Here is a 23353-nt window from a genome sequence, read left to right on the forward strand (position 1 = left end):
GAGGCATGGCGGGCCGGCGGTTGACGCCGGCCCAAGGTCTGACTTTACCCATGCGGCTCCCTCCACTGCCTTGCACCAGTCTTGCCGCATTTGCGGTCTAGCCAAAGGGCAAGGACAAGAAGGAGACGACGATGGGCAAGATCCACGAGATCGTGTTCGACTGTGACAAACCCTCCAGGCTCGCCGCTTTCTGGGTGAGCCTGCTCGAAGGCTATGCCATCCGCCCCTATGACGAAGCCGAGATCGCCCGGCTCGCCGCTCTGGGCCTGACGCCCGAGACCGACCCGACCGTGATGGTCGATGGCCCCGGCCCCTCCGTCTGCTTCCAGAATGTGGAAGGCCGGCGCCATGACAATAACCGCGTGCATTTCGATATCGAGGTCGGCGATCGCGCCGCTACGGTCGATCGGCTGCGCGAGGCCGGCGCCGAAACCGTGCGCGTATTGCCCACCTATACGGTGATGCGCGACCCCGAAGGCAACCAGTTCTGCCTGGTCGATATCAGCGAGGCGATGGCCGCCTGATATTCCGATCGCATGCTGACAGGCGCTGTCAGCACGGCTGCGCGATGGTTTGGCCACACCAGAACGGAGCCTTCGCATGTCCCTTATCGCCTCCTGCCATTGCGGCGCCACCAAGATCGAGCTGCCCCATCCGCCGCTCCACGCCAAGGAGTGCAATTGCAGCTATTGCGCTCGCACCGGCGCGGTCTGGGGCTATTACGGCCAGGGCGAGATGACCTTCATCTCGCAGGAGGGCGACAAGACCTATTCGGCCAGCGACGGCATGAACCAGCACCATTTCTGCGGCAATTGCGGCATGCAGACCTGGGGCGATTCACCCGACTGGGCTTCGATGTACAACAATGACGGCACGACCAAGGACGGGTTTACGCCCGGCAGCCTGCCCACCGCCCGCAGCTATGCGGTCAACCTGCGGCTGGTGGACGACCTCGACTGGTCGGGGATTGCGGTGGAGAAGGTGGACGGGCGGAATAGTTGGTAGGGGTGCCAGTGCGCCTGGTTTTCAATCACGGTGTCATTCCGGCGCAGGCCGGAATCCATCTTGAGATAGCTCAGCTCTCGCTAGGCGCGGATAGACCTCAGGATGGATCCCGGCCTGCGCCGGGATGACATCGCGTAGGCAAATGCTTCTGAGGCATGCCCTCAGTGCCCCTCGAACTCGATCAGCGCCGTCACAGCAACGCCTTCGGCCTTGAGCTTGTCGGCGCCGCCCAGGTCGGGCAGGTCGATGACGAAGGCGGCGTTTTCCACACTGGCGCCGGTGCGGCGCAGCAGGCCGACGGCGGCGATGGCGGTGCCGCCGGTGGCGATGAGGTCATCGACCAGCAGCACCTTGTCGTTGCCATCCAGCACATCGGCATGAATCTCGATCGTGTCGACGCCGTATTCCAGCGCGTAGTTCTGCCCGATGGTCTCGCCGGGCAGCTTGCCCTTCTTGCGGATCGGGATGAAGCCGACACCCAGCGCGATGGCGACGCCCGCCCCGAAGATGAAGCCGCGCGCCTCGATGCCGGCGACATGGGTGACGCCCCGGCCGCGATACTGGCTGGCGATACGCTCGATGCTTTCCTTGAAGCCTTCAGGGTGCTCGATCAGCGTCGTGATATCCCGGAACAGGATGCCCTTCTTGGGATAGTCCGGAATCGTGCGCACGAGGGCCTTGAGGTCGAGCGGCATGGCAAACCTGTCAGAGGATGGAATAGGAAAAGTTCAGCTCGAGCGGCGGCCGACGATATGGCGGGCGATGACCCCCGCATTGTAGGCGGCATTGCGGGTGACGCTGATGGCGGTTTCGCGCGCCTTGGGATTGGCGGCGACGGCATTGATGCCGGCACGCACGGCCGGATGGCGGCTCATGGCGATGGCCGTGCTGACGACAGTGACGGCAATGCGAATGGCGGACATGTCGGCTCCCTCGGCAACGCGGATCGCTAAGCTGGAATATTGCGGTCCGCCGGCTGATTGGCAAGGGGGTGAAGCGGGTGTGATTGCAACGGCTCTTCCTTCTCCCCTTGAGGGAGAAGGTGCCCCACGGGTCGCGTCGCGCCCGAGGGCAGGCTCCGGGCGGATGAGGGGTCCTGCGCCATCCTTTGGCATCGAAGCATGGGATAACGCAGGACCCCTCACCCGGTTCTTCCGCTGGACGCGGAAGAACCACCCTCTCCCTCAAGGGGAGAGGGTGGGCTCCACTCAGTTTAGTGCTCGATGCCCTGCCAGATGCGGCGCTTGGTGGCGTACATCAGGCCGGCGAACAGCACGAGGAACAGCAGTACGACGAAACCGGTCTGCTTGCGGCCAGCCAGGTGCGGCTCGCCCAGCCACATCATGAAGGCAGCCACGTCGGTCGAATATTGCTGCAGGGTCAGCGGCACTTCGGCCTCGCCCTCGGCAACCTCGTAGCTCACCAGGCCATCGGCCAGCGGCGGGCCCATGCCGATGGCATGGCCGGGGAAGTAGTCGTTGTAATACTTGCCTTCGGCCAGTTCGAACCCTTCGGGCGCTTCCTCGTGATAGCCGTTGAGCAGCGCGTGGATATAGTCCGGGCCGCCTTCCGAATAGCCGGTGAAGTAGTTGAGGATCCACCAGAGCCCCTCTTCCTTCACGCCCCGAGCCTTGGCCAGCACCGAGAAATCGGGCGGCAGTGCGCCGCCATTGGCGTCACGGGCATCCTGTTCGGTGGCGAAAGGCGAGGGCCAGAAATCGGCGGGCACGCCCTTGCGGACGCCGCCATCGGCGGTGGGGTCGGCGATTTCGTATTCGGCGGCGAGCGCCTTGACCTGCTCCTCCGAGAAGCCGGGGCCGCCTTCTTCCGCCAGGGTGCGGAAGGCGATCAACCGGGCACTGTGGCAGTTGGAACAGACTTCGCGGAACACCTGGAAGCCGCGCTGCAGCTGGTTCTGGTCATAGGTGCCGAAGATGCCGGCAAACGACCAGCTCTGCTTTTCGATATGCGGGGTCGCGTGCCCTTCCTGGGCCACGGCAGGGAGAGCAAGGCTGGCGACAAGCGCCACGGCGGCAAGGATAGTCTTGGTGTTGAACATGGTTCCTATCCCTTCCGTCAATGTGCCTTGCCCAGGACGCTCTCGGAGATGCTGGTCGGCAAGGGCCGGGGCGTCTCGATGCGGCCAAGGACTGGCAGGATGACGATGAAGTGGATGAAGTAGTAGGCGGTGCAAATCTTGGACAGAACCACGTAGATGCCATCCGCCGGCTGCGCACCCAGATAGGTGAGCGCCACGAAGTTCACCACGAACAGCCAGTAGAACCATTTGAACATCGGGCGGAAATTGCCCGAGCGAACCTTGGACGTATCCAGCCAGGGCAGGAAGAACAGGATCAGGATCGAGCCGCCGAAGAAGATGACGCCGAGCAGCTTGCTGTCGATGAACAGCAGGTTGAAGTCGATGGCGCGCAGGATGGCGTAGAATGGCAGGAAGTACCATTCGGGCACGATATGGGCCGGCGTCACCTGGCTGTTGAACTGGATGTAATTGTCCGGGTGACCCAGGATATCGGGGGCGAAGAACGCGAACCAGGCAAACGGGATCAGGAACAGCACCATGCCGAACGCGTCCTTCATCGTGTAGTACGGATGGAAGGGCAGCGTGTCGCGCTGCTTGTCCTTCACGTCGACCCCGATGGGATTGTTATTGCCCGGCACATGCAGCGCCCAGATATGGAGGGCGACCACGGCGGCAATGACGAAGGGCAGCAGGTAATGCAGCGAGAAGAAGCGGTTGAGCGTGGGATTGCCCACCGAGAAGCCGCCGCGCAGCAATTCCAGGATCGGCGTACCGACGATCGGGATGGCAGCGAAGATATTGGTGATCACGGTGGCCGCCCAGCCGGACATCTGGCCCCAGGGCAGAACATAGCCCATGAAGGCGGTCGCCATCATCAGCAGGAAGATCAGCACGCCCAGGATCCACAGGATCTCGCGGGGCGCCTTGTAGGAGCCGAAATACATGCCGCGGAAGATGTGGATATAGACCGCCGCGAAGAACATCGAGGCGCCAACGGCGTGGAACGACTGGATCATGCGGCCGCCATTCACGTCGCGGCGGATATGCTCCACCGAGTCGAAGGCCATGCCGATATTGGGCGTGTAGTGCATCGCCAGGATGACGCCGGTGACGATCTGGATACCCAGGCACATCACCAGGATCGCGCCGAACGTCCACCAGTAGTTGAGGTTCTTCGGCGTGGGGAAATCCATCAGGTGCTCTTTGGAGAACCGGATGATCGGCAGGCGTTCATCGAGCCACTTCTCGATGCCGGAGCCGGGCGTGTAAGTCGAATGTTCTGACATCGGAAAAGCCCCCACTAACCGATCTGGACCAGCGTATCGCTGATGAATTCATAGGGCGGAACGACCAGGTTGGTTGGTGCGGGACCCTTGCGGATGCGGCCGGCAGTATCGAACTGGCTGCCGTGGCAGGGGCAGGCCCAGCCATCGAACTCGCCTGATTCGCCGACCGGGATGCAGCCCAGATGGGTGCAGTTGGCAATCATGATCAGCCACTGTTCGTGGCCTTCCTTGGTGCGGGACTCGTCGGTCGCCGGATCCTTGAGGTCAGCAAGCGGAACCGCCTTGGCCTCGTCGATCTCGGCCTGGGTGCGATGCCGCACGAAAACCGGCAGGCCGCGCCACAGGATGGTCACCGACTGACCTTCCTCGATGGCGCCGAGGTCGAACTCGATGCTGGCCAGCGCCAGTGTCGAAGCATCGGGGTTCATCTGGTTGATCAGAGGCCAGGCCGTGGCGGCGGCACCGACAGCGGCAACAGCACCGGTTGCGACGAAGATGAAATCCCGCCGTGATGTTGAATGATGAGCTTGCGTGGCCAAGGTCCCGTATCCCCGTACAATCACTTCAGACGCGGCCGGCGAAGCATACCTTTCCGCGCATAGGCGGAATCAGCAGTCGTCCGCCCTCAAGCGGCCCGTCAGTTGCGGTTCTTTTTGCACTGTCACAGGAACTTGTCCAGTGCGCCCAAGGGTGACACCGAAGAAGTGCGACACTATACCCAACCCGGCACGGTCCCGACCCGCCCCGACCGGCGCCAGATGCCCTGAAAACCGATGGAATCCGCCATGCCGGTCGATCTCGCCCTCTATCAGCCCGACATCGCCAACAATACCGGCACGCTGATCCGGCTGGGGGCATGCCTGGGCGTGACCATCCATCTCATCCACCCCACCGGCTTTGCTTTTTCACCCAAGGCGCTGGCCAGGGCGGGGCTGGATTATGTGGACCATGCGACGGTGCGGGAGCATGTGAGCTGGACCGCGTTCGACGCCTGGCGGCATGCACAGCACCGGCGGCTGGTGCTGCTGACGACCAAGGCGGAAACCTCGGCCTATGCGGTGGATTACCGGAACGACGACATATTGATGGTGGGACGCGAAAGCGCCGGCGTGCCCGAGGCCGTGGCCGACGCCTGCGACCTGGGTATTCGCATTCCGATGCGCGAGGGTTTGCGTTCGATCAATGTGGCGCTGGCGGCAACGCTTATCCTGGGGGAAGCAAAAAGGCAGACCGACGGCTTTACAGGGCTCAGATGACGGTTCATTTCACTGACACTATGACACTTCCAGACGACATCGCGGCCAAGCAGGCCAAAGCCCAGACCTGGTTCCGCGCGCTGCGCGACCGCATTTTCGCATCGTTCGAAGCCATCGAGGCCGATGTAGAGGGGCCGAACGCGCACCTGCCGCCGGGCAGGTTCGAGGTGACCCCATGGGACCGCGCCGCTGGCGGCGGCGGCGAAATGGGCATGCTGCATGGGAGGGTGTTCGAGAAGGCGGGCGTTCATATCTCGACCGTGCATGGCGAATTCTCCGCCGATTTCGCCAAGCAGATGCCGGGCACGGAGGAAGGCGCCAGATTCTGGAGTTCGGGCATTTCGCTGATCGTGCATCCGTGGAACCCCCATGTCCCGGCGGTCCACATGAACACGCGCATGATCGTGACCGGCAAGCAATGGTTCGGCGGCGGCGCCGACCTGACGCCGGTGCTGGATCGCCGGCGCTTGCAGGACGATCGCGATACGGTGGACTTCCACGCCGCCATGAAGGCCGCCTGCGAGGGCCGGCCGGGCGTCGACTACCAGCGCTACAAGGACTGGTGCGACGAATATTTCTTCCTGCCGCACCGCAACGAGCATCGCGGCACCGGCGGAATTTTCTACGACCACCACAATACGGGCGACTGGGACGCCGACTTCGCCTTCACCAAAGGCGTGGGCGAGGCATTCCTGGGGATTTATCCCGAGCTGGTGCGCCGCAATTTCGAGACGGCGTGGACCGAGGTAGACCGGCACGAACAACTGGTGCGCCGCGGGCGCTATGTGGAATTCAACCTGCTCTATGACCGCGGCACCATGTTCGGGCTCAAGACCGGGGGTAATGTGAACTCGATCTTGTCGTCGATGCCGCCGGAAGTGCGCTGGCCGTGAGCGTCTTCTTCCCTTCTCCCCTTGAGGGAGAAGGTGCCCGAAGGGCGGATGAGGGGTTGCCGCGCTACCCGCCAGCATTGAAGCATGGGAGAACGCAGCACCCCTCACCCTGTTCTTCCGCTGAACGCGGAAGAACCGCCCTCTCCCTCAAGGGGAGAGGGGAAGGAACCTCCACCCTCCCCGGGCGTTGTGCCTTGGCACAAAGGAGGGAACGACATGAAACGATTTGAATCCGGCTCGCTGATTCCCGGCGCCACCTGGCATGCCGAGGCTGAAAGCGAAGCGGAGGTGGTTCGCCGCGCGGTCGAGAACCTCAAGACCTATCACGGCGAAACCGAAGTGCGGCCCGACATGATCGAGCGCATCAAGGAGCGTATCATCGATGTCGATAGCGGCAAGGCGACGAAGACGAAGCACTGACCGGTCTTTCTTACCTCTCCCCCGAAGGGAGAGGTAAGAAGACTAGCGCTCGATAAGCGCCAGCAACTCGCCTTTGCCGAGAGCGAAGCCGCTCTCGATCCAGGCCCGTTCGAGACGGGCCAGTTCCTGACCAAGGGCCGGTCCCGGCGCCATGCCGAGGCCGGCGAGATCGTGTCCCGACAGCGGAAACGGCGGCACGACAGTTGCGCCCAGCACGCGGGCGGCCTCGGACAGGCGCGCCAATCCCCAATGATCCAGCGATGCCGCCGCAGCCAGCCCTTCGACGGCGGCTTCGCCATGCCGGTAGGCGGCTTCGCCGATCTTGTCGTCGGCCAAGAGCGCGGCGGCGTGGACAATGGCCCGGGCGGCACTGACCGTATCGTTTGACAGGCGCCAGGACGCTTGCAGCACTTGGAGGTCGTCGCCGGCAAGCAGCGCCAGGCGGGTGGTGGCGGACTGCCCACCCAGGCTCTCATAGGCCAGCAGCGCCCGCAGCGCGGCATCACGCAGCGGCAGCAGCCCGATTTCGGACATGACGGCGAAGGTCAGCGCGACTTTGGGCAAAGCCAGCATGCGCATGATCTCGCTGCCGACGCGCTCGCGCGACAGGTGATCGAGCCTGCCGACGGAGGCGGCGCAGGCGGTGAGCCCATCCGGATCGAGCCGTTCATCGCCATGGCTGGCCGAAAGGCGGAAGAAGCGATAGACGCGCAGCCCATCCTCGGCGATGCGCCGGCCGGCGTCGCCGAGGAAGCGGATGACGCCGTTGCGGGCATCCTCGACGCCGCCAAGCGGATCGTAAAGCGTGCCATCGGCGGCGCAATAAAGGGCGTTGAGGGTGAAGTCGCGGCGGCTTGCATCCTCGACCCAGTCGGTGCCGAAGGCGACGACGGCGTGGCGGCCATCGGTTTCGACGTCACGGCGCAAGGTGGTGACTTCGGCCAGTGTATCGCCGAGCTTGAGCGTCACCGTGCCATGGGCGATGCCGGTGGGATAGCAGGCGATGCCGGCAGCAGTAGCGCGGGCAATGATCTCGTCGGGCAGCAATTCCGTCGCCATGTCGATATCGCCGCCATGGGCGCGGCCCATGATGGTGTCGCGCACCACCCCGCCCACGGCGCGGGTCCGGCGCCTGGCGCCGTCCAGCGCGGCAAGGATCGCCTGCGTCTCGCGGCGCGTCAGCCATTCGGCGCTGGCCAGCGGATCGCTCACGGCACCGCCTCGCTCATCGCCAGGTCACGGAAACGGCGGGTGAGATTGGCGGTGATGCCCCAGATGCGATGGCCGTCATGGTCGATCTGCCAGGTGCGGTGTTCCTCGCCATTCCGCTTGATGCGGAACTGGCCATAGGCCTCGTTGGCAAGGATACGCTGCAGCGGCACCTCGAACACCGAATGCACCTCGCCCGGATTGGGCACGAAGGGGCCGCTGGGCTCGACCGTCGCGACGACAGGGGTGATGAGATAGTTGGTGCCGGTGAAATAGGTCGGCATGTAGCCGATCACCGTCGCATCCGCGCTCTCCATGCCCACTTCCTCGAAGGCCTCGCGCAGGGCGGCAGCGGCCACGTCGGCATCACCGGCATCCACCTTGCCGCCCGGAAAGGCCACCTGGCCGGAATGGGCCCGCAGGTCGGGCGAACGCTCGGTGTAGAGCACGGTGTGACCCTCGGGCCGCCGAATCAGCGCGATCAGCACCGCCGCCGGCACCGGCGGGCGGGCGAAGGGCTGGTCGGGCGCCCAGTCCGGCACCAGCGCCTCAACCGCCGGCAAGGGCGGCGGCACGGTCAGCAGGCGCGCGGCGAGGCGGGTAATGATGGTGTCGTCGGACGACAAGGAGGCACCGGAGAGTGTTTCGGGAGCGAGAGGATAGGCGAGGATGTGCAGGAATGGCACCCCTTACCTCTCCCTTGGGGGAGAGGTCGACTTGCAAAGCAAGGCGGGTGAGGGGGCCTTCCCCACGCACCTCACCCGGTAAAGGCCCCCTCACCCGGCGCTGCGCGCCGACCTCTCCCCCAAGGGAGAGGTGGAGACGCTCACCCCTGCATCCACGCCTCGATTGGGCCGCTCAGCGTCGCCGCGAGGCTCTTGTCCTCGGCGAACATGGTCGGCTCCCAGCCCAGCGGGCAGTAATAGTCGCGGTCGCCCACCAGCATGACGAACTGGCCATCGCCGCGCTCCAGCGCGCGCCGGGTGACTTCGCGGGCCAGCAGCTTGCCCGCGCCCAGCTTGCGGAAATTGGGGTGGGTGGCGAGCGGGCCGAGCATCCAGCCATTGAGGCCGCCGATGGAAATCGGGGTCATCCACACCGAGCCGCAGGCCGTGCCGTCGACGTCGGCGACCAGGCTGAGGCTGGTATCGATGGGGAAGCGCTCGCGAATGCGATAAGCGGTCTTGGAAAAGCGGCCGGGGCCGAAGGCAATGGCCTGCAATTCCTCGATGAACGCATCATCGGCGGACGTCGCCGGGCGAACGGTGGGGACGCGCAGCGGAGAAGCGGAGACAGCAACAGTTGCAGCCGAAGGCGCGGAAACGAGGGTCATGACGATGATCCAGGATGGAATGCGTAGGACAAACCCGGCGCCCCAACGAGCGCCGCTTCGAAAGACCGCTTACGGTCGTCGTGTCACCAGCAGAACCTTCACCATCCTGGGCGCCTCCACGCCTGAAATTCGCATTAGCACCATGGGGGCCTCGCGTAAAACGAAAATCATGGATCACCGGCCAAAATACAAGATGGACGGGTCCGCTGTGTCCGAAATGCACAACACTTCGTTACGGTGGAACCGCCTTATCGCTCGCGCTGCCCAGCGCTATGTGAGAGGCATCATCGACCGATATGGGGGAGTTGATCCCCACAACGAGTCGACAACATGACGGAAAGGGTTCGATCTTGGGACAATTGATCGACGGCAAATGGTCCACCCAATGGTACGACACCAAGAAGACCGGTGGCGAATTCAAGCGGGCGCAGGCCGGCTTCCGCAACTGGGTCACCGCTGACGGCAGCGCCGGCCCCTCGGGATCAGGCGGCTTCAAGGCCGAGGCCGGGCGCTATCACCTCTATGTGTCGCTGGCCTGCCCCTGGGCGCATCGCACCCTGATCTTCCGCAAGCTCAAGGAGCTGGAGAGCCTGATCCCGGTATCGGTGGTTTCGCCCAAGATGCCGGACGAAACCGGCTGGAGCTTCGACACGGAAACCGGCTCGACCGGCGACGACCTGCTCGGCAAGGACTATCTGTGGCAGGTCTACGCGCAGGCAGTGCCCGACTATACCGGCCGCGTCACCGTGCCGGTGCTGTGGGACAAGCAAACCGGGCAGATCGTTTCCAACGAAAGCTCGGAAATCATCCGCATGTTCAACTCGGCCTTCGACGAGCTGACCGGCAATAGCGAGGATTACTACCCGGAGGCCCTGCGTGCCGAGATCGATACGATCAACGCCCGCGTCTATGACGACATCAACAACGGCGTCTACAAGGCCGGCTTTGCCACCACGCAGGCGGCCTATGACGGCGCGGTGGCAAAGCTGTTCGCGGCGCTGGACTGGGTCGAGGATCTGTTGGGCCAGACACCCTACCTCACCGGCGACAGCATAACCGAGGCCGACTGGCGGCTGTTCACGACGCTGGTGCGGTTCGACGCGGTCTATGTCGGGCACTTCAAATGCAACCGGCAGCGCATCGCCGACTACAAGAACATCAGCCACTATCTCAAGGCGCTGTACGAGGTACCGGGCGTGAAGGAAACGGTCGATCTCGACCATATCCGCACGCATTATTACTGGAGCCACGTCACCATCAACCCGACGCGGATTATTCCTGTCGGGCCGGAATTGCCGTTCTTGAAGTAGGCCTTTACCCCACGGCGCCTGGAAGCGTGCCTCAATACCCCCACACGTCGCGCTTCGGCACAGAATCGAAATATTCGTCGATCCGCTGGCTGGTGGCGGGCGTCACCTTTTCGGGCAAAGCGCGGCGGTCGAACCAGCCCACTTCGGCGATCTCGTGGTCTGCCTTGCGCTCGAAGACCTTCTCGAAGCTCTTGGCCACGTAGAAGGCGACATGGTCGCGGTCGGTCACCGGGCTGGAATTGTGGTAGATGCCGAACAGCTCCATGGGGCCCACGACGCGATAGCCGGTCTCTTCCAGCGTTTCGCGCGCACCGGCAAATTCGAGCGTTTCTCCCGGGCTGACGCCGCCGCCGGGAAACTGCCAGCCCGGAACATAGGTGTGCCGGATCAGCAGCACCTTGTCCCCATCGACCACCATGACGCGCGAGCCCAGCGTCATGCGGTGCCATAGGCCCTTGAAGGTCAGGAACACCTTGGCGGTCAGCCGCTGCCTGCGATTCATCTGCATCGAAACACTCCTTGCACCGTTACCGGTAGCAGAGACTTGATGGCGACAAAATTGACCCTGGCCCCGATTGACCGTTTTCTTGCGCCTCCCCTTCTGGCATTACGCCCCCGATGATCACCCTCGCCCACATCTCCGACATCCACCTGTCGCCCATGCCGGAGGTCGGTTGGCGCGATCTCCTGGGTAAGCGCCTTACCGGCTATCTCAACTGGAAACTGCGCCGCCACGACGAGCTCAACAGCGAGACGCTGGCGAGCCTGGTCGCCCACTTGCAGGCGCAGAAGGCCGATTTCACCGCCGTTACCGGCGACCTGGTGAACCTGGCCTTGCCCTTCGAAATCGACCGCGCCGGCAAATGGCTCAAGGCGCTGGGCACCTCCGACAAGGTCGCGGCCTGCCCCGGCAATCACGATGCCTATGTGCCGGGCGCGCTGGAATCCGCGCAGAAGATGTGGGGCGAATACCTGCAGGGCGAAACGCTGGACGATGCCGCCTTCCCCTTCGTGCGCCGCGTGGGAGAACTGGCCGTCATCTCCTGCTCGAGCGCGGTGCCGACGCGGCCATTCCTGGCCATCGGGCGCTTCGATGAGAAGCAGGCCGAGCGGCTGGGACGCATTCTCAAGCTCATGGGCGAGGCGGGCTATTTCCGCACCGTGCTGATCCACCACCCGCCCAATCCGGAATTGCAGCACCCCTCTTTCGGGCTCAAGGGGCACAAGCTGTTCCGCCAGGTCATTGCCGAACACGGCGCCGAACTGATCCTGCACGGGCACACGCACCGCTCCTCGATCCATTCCATTCCCAGCAAGGACAAGGAAGTGCCCGTGGTGGGCGTAGCCGCCGCCAGCGCCGCCCAGGGCGGCACGCTGGACGATCCGGCGCGCTATAACCTGTTCCGCATCGAACGATCAGGCGATGGCAGTTGGAGCTGCACCATGCGGGAATACGGCTTCCAGCGGCTGGGCAGCGACATCGTCATGCGGCTGCAGATGCGGATCTGCTGAGAGCCCTAATCTTCTGCACCCGGGCGCAGGGCCCTGTAGCTCGAATAGGCAGAACCGTACAACCCCGCGGCAAGGAACAGGAAGACCGACGACACGCCCGCGCCGGCTGCAACGACACCCACCGACATCGGCAACAGGAACTGCGCCAGCCGATTGCCGGTAAGGCGCAAGGACAACACCAATCCCCGGCTCGTCGGAGGGACGACACTGGTGACCCACGACATCGATATGGGCGCAGCCAGCCCGATACCAATGCCGATCGCTATCATCGCCAGGCCAAGCACCCATTCCGGCACCGGTACACCCAGCACGGTCAGCCCCAGGCCAGTCGCCAGCAGCGAACCCGCCAACATGATCCGGCGGCCGAGCCGGGCAAGCAGCCAGCTGAAGCATAGGCGCGACAGCAAGGAAGCCAGCGCCCGCACCATCAACAGGGTGGCAATGGCGCTGGCCGGTATCAGTGCCTGGGCCCCAAGTACCGGCAGGTAGATCACCAGCAGGTCGACGGCGCAAATAACCCCGACCCCGGCCAGGATGGCCGGGACCACCCCCTTTTGCCGGAGCAGGTGCCGGATCGGCAGTTGAGCCGCCGATTTGCAGTCACCCACCGACCTGGCGGGATGGCGCATGAAGAGCACGCAGCCGAGGCTGACAAGGCCCGCAACCGTCGCGGCGACGAACAGGCGCCCCGTATCGGGCATGGTTCCCGACCCGGCAAAAAGGGCGACGACCAGGGGCGCCAATATCTGTGCGAAGGAAATAAAGGCGGTGTAGTGACCGAACGTCCGCTCGCGGGCGGCATCGGTCGGTTGATCGGCTGCCGTTGCATGCTGCGACAGCAAGCAGAGCAGATGGCCCATCCCCAGAAGGCCGGTCCAGCCCAAAAGGGCAATGACCGAATTTCCGGTGACCAGTAGCCCGAAAGCCGATAGCAGGACGCTGCCTGTACCCACGAGGAACGCGCCCCGCGCACCCTTCCTGTCAATCCTGGCACCGACCTGCGTTGCGAAGAACAATGGCAGCAGCGAGAAGGTGGCCCCCACCGCGCCGATCCAGATGTCCGAGAGCCCCATCTCGACGGCCCGATAGGACGTCGTCACCCGCGCAACGACGATCACCACCTGATGCAGCAGGACGTGGAGCACAAAGGCGCTGGCAGCGAGGTCGAGGGCCGGCAACCGGAAAGTCAGCTTCCGCATCTGTGTGGCTCCCCGACGCGGCCGTAAGCAGGCATCACCCCACCTGCGCCCCGGCCGTCGCGACGCGATTGACGAGGCACCCCACCGCGCCGATATCGACCTCCACCAGATCGCCATCCTGCAGGTAGACCTGCGGCTCCCGCCGATCACCGACGCCGCCGGGCGTGCCGGTGACGATGACGTCCCCAGGCGAGAGGGGGGTGAAGGCGGAGCAATAAGCAATCAGCTTTTCGAGCGGAAAGATGAGGTCGGAAAGGCTCGCATTCTGCATGACCTGGCCATTGAGGCGGAGCTGGATCGGCAGGCTGCGGTAGTCGCCGACTTCGTCGGGTGTCACCAGCGCCGGACCAAAGCTGCCGCTTGCCGGAAAGTTCTTGCCCGGCGTGAACTGGCTCGTATGCCGCTGCCAGTCGCGGACCGAGCCATCATTGAAGCAGGCATAGCCAGCCACATAGTCCAGGGCGTGTGCCTCCTCGATGTTGCGACCCGGCTTGCCGATCACCACGGCAAGTTCGGCTTCGTAGTCGAGGCGGTCGGACGCGCGGGGCTTGAGAAGGGGCTGGCCGTGGCCGACCTGCGCATCGGCAAAGCGGGTGAAAATGGTCGGATAGTCTGAATTCGGCCGCCTGGTCTCGTTGCGATGATCCTCGTAGTTGAGCCCGACGCAGAGGATCTTGGCCGCATCCGGGATCACCGGAAGCAGCCGGACCTGATCGAGGGGAATACCATCCGAGGCCGTCCAATCGGCAGCCCCAGCAAGCAGGTTGGCGGCGAGCGCCTGCTTCAGGGTGACGACGCCGGGCGACAACCTGCCAGTCAGGTCGACGACCTTTTCGCCGCGCAGCAGGCCGAAACCTTGCCGGCCCTGGCGATCAAAACTCACGAACCTCATTCCGTGCTCCTGGGGCCTGCCGGGGCAGGCGATAAAGTGAATGTTCAAGGACGTCAGGGCCCTTACGCTTCTTCCTCGAAGGCGACCTTTCGGCCCTTGCGGATTTGCGGCAGCAGGATGACCAGGCACATGGCGGCAGCGATGGAGAGCATCGCGACCGAGAGCGGGCTGTGCCAGAAGATGGACAAATCGCCTCGCGAAAGCAGGAGCGACCTGCGGAAATGCTCCTCCATCAATGGCCCCAGGATGAAGCCCAGCAACAGGGGAGCGGCCTCGGCACGCATGCGCCAGAACAGGCAGCCCAGGACGGTGAAGCCCGCGGCGAAATAGATCGGCACCACATTGTTGTTGATGCTGAACAGGCCAACGCAACAGACCACCAGGATGATCGGGAACAGCACCCAGTAATTAACCTGGATCAGCCGGACCCAGAGCGGAATGAGCGGCAGGTTGAGCACGACCAGCATGGCATTGCCGATCCACATCGATGCGATCAGCCCCCAGAATATCTCGGGATTCGAGACCATGACGAAGGGGCCCGGCGCGATGTTGTGAACCATCAGCGCGCCAATCATCAATGCCATCACGCCATTGCTGGGAATGCCCAGGGTCAGCATGGGGATGAACGAAGTCTGTGCGCCCGCATTGTTGGCCGCCTCGGGGCCGGCCAGGCCCGCGATGGCACCCTGGCCGAACTCCTCGGGGTGCTTCGACACACGCTTTTCGACTGCATAGGAGGCGAAGGACGAAATCATCGCGCCCCCGCCCGGCAGCAGGCCCAGCAGCGACCCTATCGCCGTGCCCCGGATCACCGGGAAAACGGCCTGCCTGAATTCCTTTGCCGACATCATGAGGTTACGAAGCGATGGCGATGTCACCTCACGCGACTGATTGCTTCGGATATTGGAGACGATGTCGGTGAAGGCGAACAGCCCCATGGCCACGGCGACGAATTCGATGCCCTCGGTCAGCGAGAAGGATCCGAAGGTGAACCGGTAGGTCCCGCTGTTCACATCCGCCCCGACGAGGCCGAGGATCAGGCCGGTCAGGACCATGGCAACGCCCTTGATGAAGGAGCCGTGCGCCAGAAGCGTCGCCGCGGTCAGGCCCAGGACCATCATGGCAAAATATTCGACGGGGCCGAAGAGGAACGCCACTTCCGCCAGGACCGGCGAGAAGGCGGCGATCAGCAGGGTAGCGACCGTTCCGGCGAAGAACGACCCCAATGCGGCAATCGCCAGCGCCGCGCCCGCGCGCCCCTTCCGCGCCATTTGGTGGCCATCAAGACAGGACACGACCGAGGAGGATTCACCGGGCAGATTGACGAGAATGGCAGTCGTCGAACCACCATATTGCGCGCCGTAATAGATGCCGGCGATCATGATGAGACCCGATACGGGCTCCAATGCGTAGGTGAGCGGCAGCAGCATCGCAATTGTCGCCAGCGGCCCGAGGCCGGGCAGCATGCCGATCGCGGTCCCGACAAGGACGCCGATGAAGCAGAAGGTCAGATTGTGCAGCGACAGCGCCGCCTGGAAACCGATATCCAGATTGGTCAGCAAGTCCATGGATCACACCGCCAGAAGCGGCACCGAAATGCCCAGGAAGTAAACGAAGACGACATAGCAGAAGGCAAGCAGGCCCAGACTCAACGCCACGGCGCGCCTCCAGGAAAAATGCTCGGAGGCCCAAAGCGCGATGAAGACCTGCGCCACGATCGCTGCCGCCAGCCCAACGCGGACGAGGAGCACGGCGAAAGCCAGTATCGACAGCGAAATGAGGATGATCGGCACCAGCGGCAGCGAACGCGATTCCTCGCCCATGCCGCTCAGGCCCGACAGCAGCATCACAAGTCCCAGGATCGCCAGGATGGTGCCCAGCATGAAGGGAAACATGCCCGGCCCCATCATGGCGATCGTGCCCAGGGGATACTGCAGAGACAGGACCGCCGTGAGAACACCAAATCCGGTGAAGAACAGGCCGGCTTCGAGATCCGCGCGGCCGCTCGATTTTGAGAACACTTGAATACCCCCGGATTGCGGTTCAGACAGTGCCTGTCGCCCGGACCCCAGCCCGGGCGACAGGCGGCAGAATTTTACTCAGGCTGCAGCCCAAGTGTCCCAATGATCGACCGGCTGGTTGACATTTCACGAGACAGATAGGCCTTGGCCTCTTCGGCAGTACTCGCAATGCCCTGAATGTTCTGGCTGGCCAGCCGATCCTTGACCTCCTGCTCGGAGAAGATCGCGGTCAGCCCCTCATTCAGCTTGTCGGTGATATTTTCCGGTGTGCCCGGCGGCGCGATGAGCGCCAGCCAGTTCTGATATTCGAAACCGGGCAGCGTGTCGGCGATCGGCGGTATCTGCTCCTCACCCAGCGGCACGGTCCCGCTCTGGGCGAAGAATTTCATCTTCCCGCTTTCCACGAAAGGCCGCACCGTCTCATATCCGGAGAAGACGACATCGACGAACCCACCCGCCACGGCGTTCAGACTTTCGCCGGCCCCCTTGAAGGGAATGTCACGGATGTCAATGCCGGCCCTCTCGTTCAGCAGGCGGAGAACGAGCTGAGCGCCCGCGCCCCGACCTGGCGTGCCTGCCGTGAGCACGCCGGGATTGGCCTTGGCGTAGTCGATCAGTTCCTGCATGTTGTTGAACGGTAGATCGCTCCGCACAGCCAGAACATAGGGGTAGGTCGTCAGGATGGATACCGGCACCAATTCTTCGGTATCGAAAGGCAGGTTTGCGTAGAGATACGGATTGTTGGCTATGGCGCCGGTCACCACCATGAGCGTCTGGCCATCAGGCGCCGCCTCCGCCAACAGCGCGGTGCCGATGACCGCGTTGCTGCCAGGATGGTTTTCCTTGATGATCGGCTGCCCCAGAATCTGGCCCAGCTTGTCGGAAAATACAGCGGCCGCCGCGTCCGTACCGCCGCCTGGCGCATATGGGATGATGAGCTTGATCGGCCCGGTGGGATAATCCTGCGCCGCGGCTGCAGCGATGGATGCGGCCGAAATAGTGATGAGTGTCGTCGCCAGCGCCAATGCGCGGTGTAGGCCTTTCATATGGTCCTCCCGTTGGATGCCTGCCGGATCCGCAATGCTGCGTTTGATCCGCTGGCAGTTCGAAACGCTCCCTGTCCCTGCCTGCCGAGGATGGACTCTAGCGAAGCAAGATAACGTTGTCTATACTGTTTCGAGACGGTTAAATCGTGCATGGTTCAAGCCGCCGCCCGGCCGAGTGCGTGGGCATGACGGCATCAGCAATGAAGTGGACGACCTTACAGGTGGCTAGAGACAAGAGAGCGAAGAACCCGACCCTCAACGACGTGGCGCAGAGCGCCGGCGTATCGCTGGCCACGGCGGCCCGCGTGCTGCGCAAATCGAACTATCCGGTCGACGAAACGCTCAAAAACAAGGTCGAAGCCGCAGCGAAACTGCTGGGCTATGTGCCGAATATGGTGGCGAGGCGCCTGCGGGGCGGAAAGCAGGGCGTGGTCGGGCTGATCGTCGGGGACATGATGGACGCCCATTATGGCATTATTGCCGAGGCGGTGACCGAGCGCGCCGAAAGCGCGCATGGCAATTTCGCCATCGTCTGCAACATGCAGCGCGACCCGCTCCTCGAGATAAAATACCTGCACAGACTGCTGGAATATCGCGTCGACGGCATCATCCTGGCCGGCGGCGGATTCGATCAATGGACGCACCATCAGGCGCTGACAGAAGCCATCGAAGAGCTCAAGCGCACCGGAACGGCGGTCGCCTCGCTGATGCCAAGGGGCCTCGAAGTCCCTGTATTCTCTGCGGATAATGAAGCAATAGGCATAACGATAGCCAAGTTCATCGTCGAGAACGGACATTCCAAGATCGGCATCCTGCTCGGGCCCGCGCGCAACGAAATGACCAAGCTGCGCATGCAGGCCATGACGAGCCACCTTTCCGGATGCGCGGTGGACTACGCGATCGCCAACATCGATTCGACGGCGGAGGCGGGCGCGATCGGCGCCGCGGAAATGCTGGCGCGCAACCCCGATTTCAGCGCCTTGATCTGCGGATCGGACGCCATCGCCTTTGGCGCCGCAAACTATCTCCGCGCCGAGGGAATCGATATTCCCGGACGCATATCCGTAATGGGCCTGGGCAATACCCGCCTGGCTACGCTGTGCTCGCCCCGCCTGACGACGGTCGAGATGAATTTCGCCCAGGCGGGCAATGCGGCTTTGGACTTCATCCTGTCGCAGGACCCGGCATCGATGCAGTCACCCGGCGAAATCATCCCGCATTCCCTGGTTATCGGCGACTCTTTCGCCCGCATCGAGACGCCTGCCGCACTCCGCCCCGAGCTCGCCGAACCGTCGCGGCTCACCGACTGAGAGCCGGGCACGACTTGACACCCGACGCGCCGCACAATAAATGCCAGACAACGTTGTCTAAGACCTCAGAAGCGCCATGACCCACGCACGATCCGCCGGCCCCGCACTGCCAACACCCAAAGCCATTGCGGTGGTGGGGGCATCCGACATTGCCGGCGGCAACTATTATGGCGCACGCATTCTCGCCAACCTGGTGGAAGGTAGAACCAGCGCCCGGGTCTTTCCGGTAAATCCCCGGCTTGCCGGGACGCAATTATATGATCGGCCGGTATTCGGATCTCTCGGCGCCCTCCCCGAGGTGCCCGATCTCGTCTTCATCGTCACGCCAGCCAAATTCGTCCTCGATACGCTGGAAGAAGCGGCCATGCTCGGCGTCGCCAGTTGCGTGGTCGTCACGGCGGAATCCGGCAGCGACGAGGAGCGCCGGTTGTTCCGCGACCGGATCGCCCAGCTTGCCAGCTCATCGGGCATGCGGATCATCGGACCCAATTCGATGGGGCTGATGAACGGGCAATTGAGCCTCAACGGAAGCTTCGCCTCGGGCACGGCCAGCGGCACGGTGCCGGCGGGCACCATTGCCTGCCTGTCGCAAAGCGGGGCCACTTTGTCGGCCATGCTCCAGTGGTTCGGCGACTCGTCCGTTGGCTTTTCGTGGCTGATCAGCACGGGCGACGAAAGCGCCACCAGGATCGAAGATCTCCTTCAGGCCATGGCGGACGATCCGGACGTGCAGTCCATCATGCTGTTTCTCGAAGGTGTTGCCGACGGGGTCGCCTTCAGAAAAGCGGCCCTGAACGCGCGGCTTGCCGGAAAGCCGGTGACCATGCTCCAGGTCGGAAAGTCCGACAAGGGCCGGGAAGCCGTCGCCTCCCATACCGGGCGCGTTGCGGGGACACGCGAGGTCTTCACCGGCGTCGCGCGGGAGACCGGCATCATCGAGACAGAGAGCTTCGTGGAATTCTTCGGCACGGCCAAGGCCCTGTCGCAACGCCCGCACAGGCGCGGCGGCCTCGCTCGCGGCCGGCGGGCGGCCATGCTGACCGTGTCGGGCGGCGCCGCATCGCTGGGCGCCGACCAGATCTATTCAATGGGCTGGGAGTTGCCGGAATTCTCGCCGTCCGGCCTGGAGGCGCTTGCGGCGGCAACCGGGCAGCATGGGCTGCGCAACCCGGCCGATATCGGCGGCGTCTGGCGCGATCCGGAGAAAATCTCCCGCGCCATGTCTGCCCTGGCACAGGAAAGCGATATCGACACGCTGTTCATTTCCCTGGGCGCGGGGGGCGTGTTCGGCGAGGCCGTTGCGCGGTCCATCGTGGCAGCGGCCGCCGGAATTACGCAGGATGTCTTCGTCGCCTGGGTTGGCATGTCGGACAGCGTTGCCGCTATCCTCGACCAAGGCGGCGTGCCGGCATTCGCCGACCTGCCGCTTGCGGTGCGGGCGGCCGAGGCCTGCGCACAGTTCAGCATGGATCAGGAACGGGCGCAGGAAGCGGCGGACCTGACCGCCGCGCTGTCCCGGCCCCTGCCCAAGATCCGTCGGAGCGGCGCGACCGGCCTCTGGACCGTCGCCGAAACGCTGGGGGACCTGCGGCAGGCCGGCCTGCCCTGCGCGGATTTCGCGGTCGTCAAAGGCCTCGACGCCAAACAGGTTGCCACACACGCTGCCGAAATCGGTTATCCGATCGTGCTCAAGCTCAGTTCGACCGACCTGAACCACAAGTCGGACGATGGCGGCGTCGCGGTGGGGTTGCGGGACGCGGCGGCCGTCGAAGCGGCCGTTGCCACGTTCTCGGAGATCGCCAATCGCAAACGGCTCCGCGATGTCTCGATCCTGATCCAGCGCATGGAGCGTGGGGCGGAAATCCTGGTGGGAATCAAGCGCGATCCCTCGTTCGGCCCTGTGCTGGTGGTCGGGTTGGGCGGAACCCTGGCGGAACTCCATGGCGAGGTCGCGGCAACGGCATTGCCCACGACTCCCACGGTGCTGAACGCGCTGCTTGATCGGAACGATCGGCTGAAGATGGTTCTCGCCGGCTATCGCGGTCAACCGGCGGCGGACCGCGCGGCCCTGGTGTCGTTCCTGGCGAAATTTTCCGATTGGGCGCTCGGCCATGGTCCCGGGCTGCAGGAGGTCGACCTGAACCCGGTCATGATATCGGGCAGCCATATCTCGATCGTCGATGCCCGCGCCATCTGGAACTGAAGATCGTAGAACAAGGAGGAGCACTGTGCTCGGTGGAAGCCATACGGCCTCGATAACAGGGGTCGGCAACACGAAATACAGCAAGAAGGCGGATCGATCGGCGGGATTGCTTGCCATCGACGCCGTTATGAGCGCGGCCAGAGATGCCGGCATCGAACCGCAGGAGATCGACGGCCTGATCCCCTATCCGGGCCATATCGGCGACGATATCCTGCAGGCCGAACTCGATCTCAAGCCGCGGTTCAGAACCACCGTGGACATGGGCGGGTGCAGCGCCGTTTCGGCCCTGCGGATCGCTTCGCTCGCCGTGGCGAGCGGAGCGGCCAAGCACGTCTTGCTCTTCCGCGGCCTCAAGGGGAGTTCCGGCCTGCGGAAAGCGGATCGCCCCTCATTCCTGCCCGGACAGCCGTTCCGGCGTCATCTCGAGCATGTGCACGGGTTGAACACGCCCGCCCAGCGCTACGCCCTGCTCTGCCAGCGCTACAAGCACGAATACGGCCTGGACCGCCGCACGCTGGGCGAGATCGCGCTGGCCGCCCGTGCCCACGCCAATCTCAATCCGGATGCCCAGATGTATGGGCGGGATCTGACCATGGACGAGTATCTGGCCGGACGGCTTATCTCGGACCCCTATACCTTGTTCGACTGTTGCCTCGAGACGGATGGCGCGAGCGCGGTCATCGTCTCCAAGCGCAATGATGCGCGCGACATCCGCATCCTGTCGGTCGCCGAGGCGCAGGGCGTATCGCCCGACGATATCTCCAACCGGGAGCCCTTTCTCGATATCGGTCTCACCCAGGCCGCCAACGATGTCTGGAACGAGCTGGGCGTCGGCCCCAACGATGTCGACGCGGCGATGATCTACGACTGCTTCACCTTCGAAGTGCTGCATCAGCTCGAGGAAGCCGGTTTCGCCGGCCACGGCAAGGCCGCTGCCCTGATCGCGGATGGCGGAATTCGCCTGGGCGGCAAGCTGCCCGTCAATACCCATGGCGGCATGCTGTCCGAGGGCCATCAGGCCGGGCTCAATCACGTGATCGAAGCCGTTCGTCAGCTGAGGCAGGAATGCGGGCAGCGGCAGGTCGAGGATGCAAGGCTGGTAGCCGTTTCGGGATGGGGACAATTGGGCGATGGCAGTTTCGCCGTTCTTGGAGGGCAGAATGTTTGAACCGGAACTGATCCCGCTACCGGACCTGTCGGACCCGAACTTCGTTCCGTTCTGGGAAGGCACCAAAGAGCACCAGCTCAGAATCCAGCAATGCGAGGACTGCGGCACGCACCGCTGGCCGCCGCGGAGCACCTGTCGTCACTGCCGGTCAACCGCGGTGACATGGGTGCCTGTCGAGCCCCGGGGCCGCGTTTATTCCTACACCATCGTCGGGCGGCCGACGACGAAGGGATATGCCAACACGCCCTATGCCGTCGCCATCGTGGCGCTCGATGCACCGTCCAATATCCGGATCATCGGCTCGGTTGTCGGCATCGAGCCATCGCAACTGGCGATCGGCATGGCGCTGGAGGGCAGGTTCACCCCGATCGGGCCGAACGGAGAAGCAACACTGATGCAATGGGCGCCAGCAGGCGCCCAGGCCTAGGCTACGGGGAGGAACAGATGGACGGACTGGTCTACAGCAAGGTCGAGGATCGCGGGCATATCCGGATTGTGACCATCAACCGGCCCGAGGTCGTCAATGCGCTCAACCGCGAGGCCAGCCACGAGCTTGAGGCGGTCTGGAACGACTTCGCCGCCAATGACGATCTATGGGTGGGCATTATCACCGGTGCGGGTGACCGTGCATTTTCTGCCGGCAACGATCTCAAGGCTCAGGCGGCAGGCAAACGCGGACCGCGGCCCCATACCGGGTTCGGCGGACTGGCGATGCGGTTCGACCTGACCAAGCCCGTCATCGCCGCGGTCAACGGACTGGCGCTGGGAGGCGGGTTCGAACTGGCGCTGGCCTGCGACCTCATCATCGCCTCCGAGAACGCCTATTTCGGCCTGCCCGAAGGCAAGGTCGGGATGATCGCCTCGGGTGGCGGGGTGCAGCGGCTGCCGCGCATCATCCCGCAGAAGGAGGCCCTGGGCATCATTCTCACCGGCCGCCGCGTCACGGCCGAAGAGGGACGGCGGCTGGGCTTCGTCAACGAGGTCGTGCCGGTATCCAAAGCGCTCGACGCGGCACTGGCCTGGGCCGACCAGATACTTGAGCAGGCGCCGATCGCCGTTCGCGCCGCCAAGGAGGCCGTCTACGCCTCGATGGACAAGCCCACGCTGGAGGATGCGATCCGGGCGAGCTATCCCATCCATTCGACACTGCCCGACACCGAAGACTTCATCGAAGGCCCCCGCGCCTTTGCGGAAAAGCGCAAGCCGATCTGGAAGAACCGCTGATTGGGCACTTCCCTTCTCCCCTTGA

At 63.9% G+C, this 23353-nt stretch carries 26 protein-coding genes; 12 read left to right on the forward strand and 14 right to left on the reverse strand.

Annotated elements, in window-relative coordinates:
* Nucleotides 1-131 precede the first annotated feature (131 nt).
* On the forward strand, nucleotides 132-524 hold the full coding sequence (locus ASD04_RS07005) for a VOC family protein (RefSeq protein ID WP_056254541.1): 393 nt from the start codon (nucleotides 132-134) through the stop codon (nucleotides 522-524).
* Between the two features lie 76 nt (nucleotides 525-600).
* Nucleotides 601-1005: an aldehyde-activating protein gene (locus ASD04_RS07010; protein WP_056254544.1), complete on the forward strand. Its 405-nt coding sequence runs from the start codon at nucleotides 601-603 to the stop codon at nucleotides 1003-1005.
* A gap of 161 nt (nucleotides 1006-1166) precedes the next feature.
* Here ASD04_RS07010 and apt read toward each other — a convergent pair whose 3' ends face one another.
* The 5 genes from apt to petA all read right to left on the reverse strand — a co-directional run bounded on the left by apt (nucleotide 1167) and on the right by petA (nucleotide 4871).
* Complete coding sequence (gene apt, locus ASD04_RS07015) at nucleotides 1167-1700, reverse strand: adenine phosphoribosyltransferase (RefSeq protein WP_056254547.1); 534 nt, start codon at nucleotides 1698-1700, stop codon at nucleotides 1167-1169.
* A 33-nt stretch (nucleotides 1701-1733) separates the two neighbouring features.
* Nucleotides 1734-1928 (reverse strand): hypothetical protein, encoded by a 195-nt coding sequence (locus ASD04_RS07020; protein ID WP_056254558.1) that lies wholly within the window; start codon nucleotides 1926-1928, stop codon nucleotides 1734-1736.
* A 290-nt stretch (nucleotides 1929-2218) separates the two neighbouring features.
* Entirely contained in the window at nucleotides 2219-3064 is an 846-nt protein-coding gene (locus ASD04_RS07025; protein ID WP_056254561.1) for a cytochrome c1, read from the reverse strand.
* 17 nt (nucleotides 3065-3081) lie between these two features.
* Nucleotides 3082-4332, reverse strand: a complete 1251-nt coding sequence (locus tag ASD04_RS07030; protein ID WP_056254563.1) for a cytochrome b N-terminal domain-containing protein — start codon at nucleotides 4330-4332, stop codon at nucleotides 3082-3084.
* Between the two features lie 14 nt (nucleotides 4333-4346).
* Nucleotides 4347-4871, reverse strand: a complete 525-nt coding sequence (gene petA, locus ASD04_RS07035; RefSeq protein ID WP_056254566.1) for a ubiquinol-cytochrome c reductase iron-sulfur subunit — start codon at nucleotides 4869-4871, stop codon at nucleotides 4347-4349.
* Between the two features lie 246 nt (nucleotides 4872-5117).
* Between petA and ASD04_RS07040 the strand changes: the two genes are divergently transcribed.
* The 3 genes from ASD04_RS07040 (at nucleotide 5118) to ASD04_RS07050 (ending at nucleotide 6901) form a co-directional block, all read left to right on the forward strand.
* On the forward strand, nucleotides 5118-5588 hold the full coding sequence (locus ASD04_RS07040) for a tRNA (cytidine(34)-2'-O)-methyltransferase (protein WP_056255473.1): 471 nt from the start codon (nucleotides 5118-5120) through the stop codon (nucleotides 5586-5588).
* Between the two features lie 20 nt (nucleotides 5589-5608).
* Nucleotides 5609-6481 (forward strand): oxygen-dependent coproporphyrinogen oxidase, encoded by an 873-nt coding sequence (gene hemF, locus ASD04_RS07045; RefSeq protein ID WP_200940241.1) that lies wholly within the window; start codon nucleotides 5609-5611, stop codon nucleotides 6479-6481.
* A gap of 216 nt (nucleotides 6482-6697) precedes the next feature.
* Nucleotides 6698-6901 (forward strand): DUF1059 domain-containing protein, encoded by a 204-nt coding sequence (locus ASD04_RS07050; RefSeq protein ID WP_056254571.1) that lies wholly within the window; start codon nucleotides 6698-6700, stop codon nucleotides 6899-6901.
* A gap of 42 nt (nucleotides 6902-6943) precedes the next feature.
* Here the strand turns inward: ASD04_RS07050 and ASD04_RS07055 are convergent, their stop codons facing one another.
* From ASD04_RS07055 to ASD04_RS07065, 3 genes are all read right to left on the reverse strand, one after another.
* Nucleotides 6944-8113, reverse strand: coding sequence for a CCA tRNA nucleotidyltransferase (locus tag ASD04_RS07055; protein ID WP_082531048.1), 1170 nt, complete (start codon nucleotides 8111-8113; stop codon nucleotides 6944-6946).
* On the reverse strand, nucleotides 8110-8796 hold the full coding sequence (locus ASD04_RS07060; RefSeq protein WP_056254575.1) for a CoA pyrophosphatase: 687 nt from the start codon (nucleotides 8794-8796) through the stop codon (nucleotides 8110-8112). The genes ASD04_RS07055 and ASD04_RS07060 overlap by 4 nt, the downstream gene beginning before the upstream one ends.
* Nucleotides 8797-8936: 140 nt before the next feature.
* Nucleotides 8937-9443 carry an N-acetyltransferase gene (locus tag ASD04_RS07065; protein ID WP_056254577.1) on the reverse strand — a complete coding sequence of 169 codons (507 nt, stop codon included), beginning with the start codon at nucleotides 9441-9443 and terminating at the stop codon, nucleotides 8937-8939.
* A 350-nt stretch (nucleotides 9444-9793) separates the two neighbouring features.
* On the opposite strand from ASD04_RS07065, the gene ASD04_RS07075 reads away from it, so the two are divergent.
* Nucleotides 9794-10753: a glutathione S-transferase family protein gene (locus tag ASD04_RS07075; RefSeq protein WP_056254583.1), complete on the forward strand. Its 960-nt coding sequence runs from the start codon at nucleotides 9794-9796 to the stop codon at nucleotides 10751-10753.
* A 31-nt stretch (nucleotides 10754-10784) separates the two neighbouring features.
* On the opposite strand, the gene ASD04_RS07080 is transcribed toward ASD04_RS07075, so the two are convergent.
* A complete protein-coding gene (locus ASD04_RS07080) occupies nucleotides 10785-11261 on the reverse strand; it encodes an NUDIX domain-containing protein (RefSeq protein ID WP_056254586.1) in 477 nt (158 codons plus the stop codon).
* Nucleotides 11262-11371: 110 nt separating this feature from the next.
* Between ASD04_RS07080 and ASD04_RS07085 the strand changes: the two genes are divergently transcribed.
* Nucleotides 11372-12265: a metallophosphoesterase gene (locus ASD04_RS07085; RefSeq protein ID WP_056254589.1), complete on the forward strand. Its 894-nt coding sequence runs from the start codon at nucleotides 11372-11374 to the stop codon at nucleotides 12263-12265.
* Nucleotides 12266-12270: 5 nt separating this feature from the next.
* Here the strand turns inward: ASD04_RS07085 and ASD04_RS07090 are convergent, their stop codons facing one another.
* The 5 genes from ASD04_RS07090 to ASD04_RS07110 form a co-directional block, all read right to left on the reverse strand.
* Nucleotides 12271-13464 carry an MFS transporter gene (locus ASD04_RS07090; protein ID WP_056254592.1) on the reverse strand — a complete coding sequence of 398 codons (1194 nt, stop codon included), beginning with the start codon at nucleotides 13462-13464 and terminating at the stop codon, nucleotides 12271-12273.
* 34 nt (nucleotides 13465-13498) lie between these two features.
* The gene (locus ASD04_RS07095) at nucleotides 13499-14356 is read right to left on the reverse strand and encodes a fumarylacetoacetate hydrolase family protein (protein WP_056254594.1); all 858 of its coding nucleotides are present in this window, start codon (nucleotides 14354-14356) and stop codon (nucleotides 13499-13501) included.
* A gap of 62 nt (nucleotides 14357-14418) precedes the next feature.
* Complete coding sequence (locus ASD04_RS07100; RefSeq protein ID WP_056254597.1) at nucleotides 14419-15924, reverse strand: tripartite tricarboxylate transporter permease; 1506 nt, start codon at nucleotides 15922-15924, stop codon at nucleotides 14419-14421.
* Between the two features lie 3 nt (nucleotides 15925-15927).
* On the reverse strand, nucleotides 15928-16377 hold the full coding sequence (locus ASD04_RS07105) for a tripartite tricarboxylate transporter TctB family protein (RefSeq protein WP_056254600.1): 450 nt from the start codon (nucleotides 16375-16377) through the stop codon (nucleotides 15928-15930).
* Nucleotides 16378-16451: 74 nt separating this feature from the next.
* Entirely contained in the window at nucleotides 16452-17402 is a 951-nt protein-coding gene (locus ASD04_RS07110; RefSeq protein ID WP_162245113.1) for a tripartite tricarboxylate transporter substrate binding protein, read from the reverse strand.
* Nucleotides 17403-17644: 242 nt separating this feature from the next.
* Between ASD04_RS07110 and ASD04_RS07115 the strand changes: the two genes are divergently transcribed.
* The 5 genes from ASD04_RS07115 to ASD04_RS07135 all read left to right on the forward strand — a co-directional run bounded on the left by ASD04_RS07115 (nucleotide 17645) and on the right by ASD04_RS07135 (nucleotide 23328).
* Entirely contained in the window at nucleotides 17645-18733 is a 1089-nt protein-coding gene (locus tag ASD04_RS07115; protein ID WP_162245114.1) for a LacI family DNA-binding transcriptional regulator, read from the forward strand.
* A gap of 76 nt (nucleotides 18734-18809) precedes the next feature.
* Nucleotides 18810-20936 carry an acetate--CoA ligase gene (locus tag ASD04_RS07120; protein ID WP_056254607.1) on the forward strand — a complete coding sequence of 709 codons (2127 nt, stop codon included), beginning with the start codon at nucleotides 18810-18812 and terminating at the stop codon, nucleotides 20934-20936.
* Between the two features lie 127 nt (nucleotides 20937-21063).
* Nucleotides 21064-22104, forward strand: coding sequence for a thiolase family protein (locus tag ASD04_RS07125; protein ID WP_156461143.1), 1041 nt, complete (start codon nucleotides 21064-21066; stop codon nucleotides 22102-22104).
* Nucleotides 22097-22531 (forward strand): OB-fold domain-containing protein, encoded by a 435-nt coding sequence (locus ASD04_RS19105; protein WP_162245115.1) that lies wholly within the window; start codon nucleotides 22097-22099, stop codon nucleotides 22529-22531. The genes ASD04_RS07125 and ASD04_RS19105 overlap by 8 nt, the downstream gene beginning before the upstream one ends.
* 17 nt (nucleotides 22532-22548) lie before the next feature.
* The gene (locus ASD04_RS07135) at nucleotides 22549-23328 is read left to right on the forward strand and encodes an enoyl-CoA hydratase-related protein (RefSeq protein ID WP_056254617.1); all 780 of its coding nucleotides are present in this window, start codon (nucleotides 22549-22551) and stop codon (nucleotides 23326-23328) included.
* Nucleotides 23329-23353: the final 25 nt, after the last annotated feature.

Source organism: Devosia sp. Root436 (genome assembly GCF_001426345.1).
Taxonomy (GTDB): domain Bacteria; phylum Pseudomonadota; class Alphaproteobacteria; order Rhizobiales; family Devosiaceae; genus Devosia.